Source organism: Streptomyces sp. NPDC051172, assembly GCF_040682555.1.
In the GTDB taxonomy this organism is placed as follows: Bacteria; Actinomycetota; Actinomycetes; order Streptomycetales; family Streptomycetaceae; genus Streptomyces.
On sequence record NZ_JBFBBE010000241.1, the window covers coordinates 1 to 5,352 of the forward strand.

General features: G+C 71.1%; 3 protein-coding genes. 2 read left to right on the top strand and 1 reads right to left on the bottom strand.

Features of this window, described 5'->3' with window-relative positions; translation table 11 throughout:
- On the bottom strand, positions 1-3,221 hold a 3,221-nt coding region (locus AB0N07_RS49610), incomplete at its 3' end, for a type I polyketide synthase (protein WP_365847413.1).
- A 284-nt stretch (positions 3,222-3,505) separates the two neighbouring features.
- Here AB0N07_RS49610 and AB0N07_RS49615 point away from each other — a divergent pair.
- Together AB0N07_RS49615 and AB0N07_RS49620 are read left to right on the top strand one after the other, a co-directional pair.
- Positions 3,506-4,471 (top strand): ACP S-malonyltransferase, encoded by a 966-nt coding sequence (locus AB0N07_RS49615; RefSeq protein WP_365847415.1) that lies wholly within the window; start codon positions 3,506-3,508, stop codon positions 4,469-4,471.
- Positions 4,468-5,310 (top strand): arylcarboxylate reductase, encoded by an 843-nt coding sequence (locus tag AB0N07_RS49620; RefSeq protein ID WP_365847417.1) that lies wholly within the window; start codon positions 4,468-4,470, stop codon positions 5,308-5,310. The genes AB0N07_RS49615 and AB0N07_RS49620 overlap by 4 nt, the downstream gene beginning before the upstream one ends.
- The last annotated feature ends 42 nt before the right edge of the window (positions 5,311-5,352 follow it).

Here is a 5,352-nt window from a genome sequence, read left to right on the forward strand (position 1 = left end):
CGATCAGGATCCGCATCGAACAACGCCTCCAGATCCCACCCCCGATCCACCGGAAACCCCGACACCCCCTCCCCACCCGCAACCACCAACTCCCAAAACCCCTCCGGCGACACCACCCCACCCGGCAACCGACACGCCATCCCCACCACCGCAACCCCCTCACCGGCATCACCGAGAGCCGTGGACCCGGCTTCGACCGGAGCGGAAGCGGTGGTGTCGCTCAGGTGGCGGATCATGGCGTCGGGGGTGGGGTGGTCGTAGACGAGGGTGCTCGGGAGCCGCTCTCCCAGGGCGTCGCCGAGGAGTTCGCAGAGTTCGACGCCCATGAGGGAGTTGAATCCGAGTTCCTTGAAGGTGCTTTCGGTCGGGACCTCGTCGGCGGAGTCATGTCCGAGGACGGCCGCGACGCTGCTGCGGACGAGCTCGGCCGGGTCGAGGTCGCGGGCGGCGGGAGGAGCCGTGGCGGCGACGGCAGGGAGCGGAACCGGCAGCGGCGCGGCGTTGCCCTCCAGCCAGTACCGCTTGCGCTGAAAGGGATAGGTGGGCAGGTCGAGGTGCGGGGCCGGGCGCCCGTCCGTCAGTTGCCGCCAGTCGACGGGGATGCCGTGGACGTGGAGCTCGGCGAGTGCCCTGGCGAAGGTCTCCGGCTCGTCGCGGTCGGCCCGGATCGCGGCCACGTGGGCGGCGGTGCCCGCGGCGGCGCAGTCGCGGGCCATCGGCGTGAGCACGGCGTCGGGGCCGATCTCCAGGTGGACGGTGACGCCGTGTGCGTGCAGGGCTCGTACGCCGTCGAGGAACCGGACGGCGTCGCGGGCGTGCCGCACCCAGTGGTCCGGCGTGCACAGTTCCTCGGCGGTGGCAGTGGTGCCGGTCAGGTTGGAGACGACCGGGATCCGGGGTGTGTGGTAGGTGAGGCTCTCGGCGACCTGGCGGAAGTCGTCGAGCATGGCGTCCATGTGCGGCGAGTGGAAGGCGTGGCTCACCTTGAGCCGTCGCGTCCTGCGCCCGCGTTCGCGCCAGCGTCCGGCGACCGCGAGGACGGTCTCCTCGTCACCGGACAGGACCGTCGAGGTGGGGCCGTTGACCGCGGCGATGGAGACGTGGGAGGTCAAGTCGGCGAGGTCCGGAAGCAGTTCGGCCTCCGACGCCTCCACGGCGACCATCGCTCCGCCCTCGGGCAGGGCCTGCATGAGCCGTCCCCTGGCCGCCACGAGCGCACAGGCGTCGGGCAGGTTCAGCACTCCGGCCGCGTGTGCCGCCGCGAGTTCGCCGACGGAGTGTCCGGTCACCACGTCCGGGTGAACTCCCCAGTGCTGGAACAGCCGTTGGAGAGCGGTCTCGAATGCGAAGAGCGCGGGTTGGGTGTACCGCGTCCTGTGCAGCTCCGCGGTGTCCCCGAGGACCACGTACCGAAGGGGGCGGTCCAGGAGCGGGTCGAGGTGGGCGCACACCTCGTCGAATGCCTCGGCGTAGGCCGGGTGGGCGGCATACAGCGCAGCCCCCATACCGGGCCGTTGACTGCCCTGTCCGGTGAACAGGAAGGCCAGTCGGCCGCCCTGGTCCGTGCCTCGCAGGAGGCGCGGTGCGGGCCTGGCCTCGGCGAGCGAGGCGAGTGCCGTGAGCAGGTCCGCTCGGCCGGTGGCGACGACCGCGGCCCGGCTGCCGAAGTGGGTGCGGGTCGTGGCGCAGGCGGGCGCGACCTCGGCCGGCCCCACCCCGGGGTGCTCGGTGAGGAACCGTCCCAGTTGCTCGGCCTGTTGGCGCAGTGCCGCTTCGTCGCGTCCGGACAGGACCACGGGTGCGGGCAGGTCGACGGCGGTCGGTTCGGTGTGGACGGCGGACGCGGGCGGCCCCCCTTGTCGGGACGACGCGGGCGTTTCGCACGGACCCGTCGGCGTGCCGGGTTCGCGCCAGTCCGACACCACCAGGTGGCAGTTCGTGCCCCCCATGCCGAAGGAGCTCACGCCGGCGATGCGGGGCGTGTCGCCGGCCGGCCAGGCGGTGAGGTGCTGCTGGACTGCGAGGCCCAGGGCGTCCAGCGCAGTCGAGGGGGTGGTGTGGTGGAGGCTCGGCGGGAGGGCTTGGTTCGTCAGGCAGAGGATCACCTTGAGCAGACCGACGACGCCCGCGGCGGCCTCCAGGTGGCCGACGTTGGTCTTGGCGGAACCCACGGTGAGCGGCTGCCCCGACGTGCGCGGGGTGCCGAGGGCCGCGCCGAGGGCCGCGGCCTCCACGGGGTCGCCCACCTTGGTGCCGGTGCCGTGGAGTTCGACGTAGTGCACGTCGTCGGGCCGGGTGCCGGCGCGCCGGTGGGCGAGGCGGACCACCTCGCGCTGGGCGCCCTCGTCGGGCACGGTGAGCCCGGCACCCGCGCCGCCCGCGTTGTTGACCGCGCCGCCGAGGATGAGGCAGCGCACCGGGTCTCCGTCGGCGAGCGCCCGGTCGAGGGTCTTGAGCAGGACCAGGGCCCCGCCCTCGCCCCGTACGTATCCGTTGGCGCGGGCGTCGAAGGTGTGCGACCGCCCGTCCGGGGAGAGAGCCCCGCTGCCCGCGACGACGAGTGCGCTGTCCGGGGCGAGGTTGAGGTGCACCCCGCCGGCCAGCGCCGTCGTGCACTCGCCGGAGCGCAGGCTCTGACAGGCGAGGTGCACGGCGACCAGCGAGGAGGACTGCCCGGAGTCGACGGTCTGGCTCGGTCCGCGCAGCCCCAGGATGTAGGACAACCGGTTGGCGATCATGCTGCGCTGGGCGCCGGTCGAGGAGTGCCGGGTGATGCCGTCGGCCCCGAGCCGGGCACGCAGGAGGGCGTAGTCGTCGGCGTCCGCGCCGACGAAGACGGCGGTTCGGCTGCCCGCCAGGTCGCCGGGGACGGTCCCGGCGTGTTCCACGGCCTCCCAGCCGAGTTCGAGGACGAGCCGCTGCTGAGGGTCCATGGCGGCCGCCTCGCGCGGGGAGATCCCGAAGAACGCGGCGTCGAAGAGGTCGACCCGGTCCAGGAAGGCGCCCCACCGGGCCCGTTCGGCGTCGGGCACCGTCGACGTACGGACCGCCTCGGTGTCCCAGCGGTCGGCCGGCGTCTCGGACACGGCGTCAAGGCCCGCGGCGAGCAGTTGCCAGAACGCCTCGGGGCTGCCTGCACCGGGGAGACGACATGAGTAGCCGGTGACCGCGATCGCGGTCCGCGGATCGATCCCGTTCCTGAAACCGTCTTCGACGGGCATTACTTCTGCTTCCGACTTTCGGGCGCGTCGGACACAGCTTCCCGGGCGGACCGGGCAAGGGAATTGCAAGAGGCCATGAGAGGACTCTGACACTCGCGGATATCGTCTCCATAGCGCCTCCCGCGACAGCTGAACGACCGCCGCGGACCCTGCAGAAGACCCCCTTTTGAGAATGCCAGGACATGGGTAACGTGATCCGGCAAGACCACGTGTCGGCCGCCGCCTGAAGGCAGTCCGGCCGCGTCCAGCATGGCTTTTCAGCCATTCTCGACTTGGAGATTGCGGTGTCTTTGGGTTTTCTTTTCGGCGGTGGCGTCGGCACCGAAGTACGTGGCACGGAGATGTACCGCTCCTATCCCGTGATGCGTGATCTGTACGAGCAGGTTTCCGGCTGGACCGGCCTGACGGTGGGCCAGATCCTGGAGGAGGAACTCCCGACCGCACAGGAGGAGCGACAGAGCGCGGGGACGATCCGGGAGACCGCGCTGGCGCTGGGGATCCACGACGTGCTGGTGGAACACGGGCTGCGGCCGTCGGCGCTCGGTGGGCTCAGCCTGGGCGCGATGACGGCGAGCTGTCTGGCCGGTGCGATCGGACGCAGGGAGCTGTTCGAGATGCTGGCGCACACCCGCCACACGCCCGAGCTTCCTCCTCAGGCGCCGGAGCAGGGGCTCGCCCTGGCCTTCTCCCCCGTCGGGGGAGACCTGGTCGCCGCCTACCGGGGCGAGGGCCGGCCAGGGGTTCAACTGTCCGGGAACTTCGGCGTCACGGCGGACGGCGCCATGCAGATACTGATGCTCTCCGGCGAGCGCTCGGCATTGGATGAACTGGCGGCCGACCTGCCGCCGGGCACGATAGCCCCGCTGCCGGACCGGCCGATCGCGGTGCACTCGCCGCTGCGCGGCCACCACCGCGAGTTCATGGCCCCGTACATCAAGGCGATGCCCTTAACGGCGCCCGAACTGCCGCTGTTCTCCTGTCTGGAGCAGAAGAAGCTCACGACCGCGGAAGACGTGCGGGACCTGTTCGACCGCAACTCCACGGACGCCATCAGCCTGGTGGACGTGTGCGCGGGCATGAAGGAGGAGGGTGTCCGGCTCACGCTGATCATGGGCGGCTCGATCCCCGACGGAATCCTCCGCTTCCCGTTCCCGGTGGTGCACGTCGACCAGCCGGAGCACATCCAGCAGGTGCTGACCAGCGCCTTCGAGCTGGGCATCGACCTGGCCCCCACACAGACCGGGCGATGACGTTGACGACCCACACACCGGTCGGGTCGCGGGCCACGAAGTGCGACGAACTCGTCCAGGGCTGGCTCGACACCGATCTGGACGCCTGGACACGCCGGGTGGTCGCCCGGCACTTCGATCCGCTCGCCGGCAGCCCCTACTGGCTGCGCCGGGCGGCCGAGCTGGACTTCGACTCGCGGGACCTCACCCGCTACGACCAGCTCACGGCCTTCGGCCCGTTCCCCTTGGAGGTCCTGCGCGGCATGGACCCCACGGACCTGGTACCACTGGCCGTGCCCCGGCCGCTGACCGGGCGGATCTGGGAGACCGGGGGCACCGCGGGTACGCCTTGCCGGCTCTTCCACACCCCCGACATGCTGCTGCACCGCGGCGCATGGCGCCGATGGTCGTTCGCCACCGAGGGCTTTCGGCCGCACCGCACATGGCTGCAGACGACGCCCACCGGACCGCATCTGATCGGCAACGGTACGTGGGAGACGTCCGAGTTGTACGACGGCCGAGCGTATGCGATCGACATGGATCCGCGGTGGGTGAAGCGGCTGATCCGGGCCGGGCGGCCGGCTGACGCCCAGGAGTACACGACGCACCTGCTGGAACAGATCGCGGACGTACTCGCTCCGGGCCGGGTCGACTGCATGAACACCACGCCGGCCGTGTTCCAGGCGCTGATACGCCGCTTCCCCGAACTGGTCACCCCGCTGAAGGGCGTACGACTGAGCGGCACCCAGCTCAGCGCGGACATGTACCGCGACTTCACCACGGCCATGGACGACGGCATCTGCGGTCGTACCGGGGTTGAACTCGCGGTGGCGGGCCGATCGATCATCCGGCTCCCATGATCAGTCCGGTCTCGATGAGGCAGCCGTCGATCAGGTCCGACC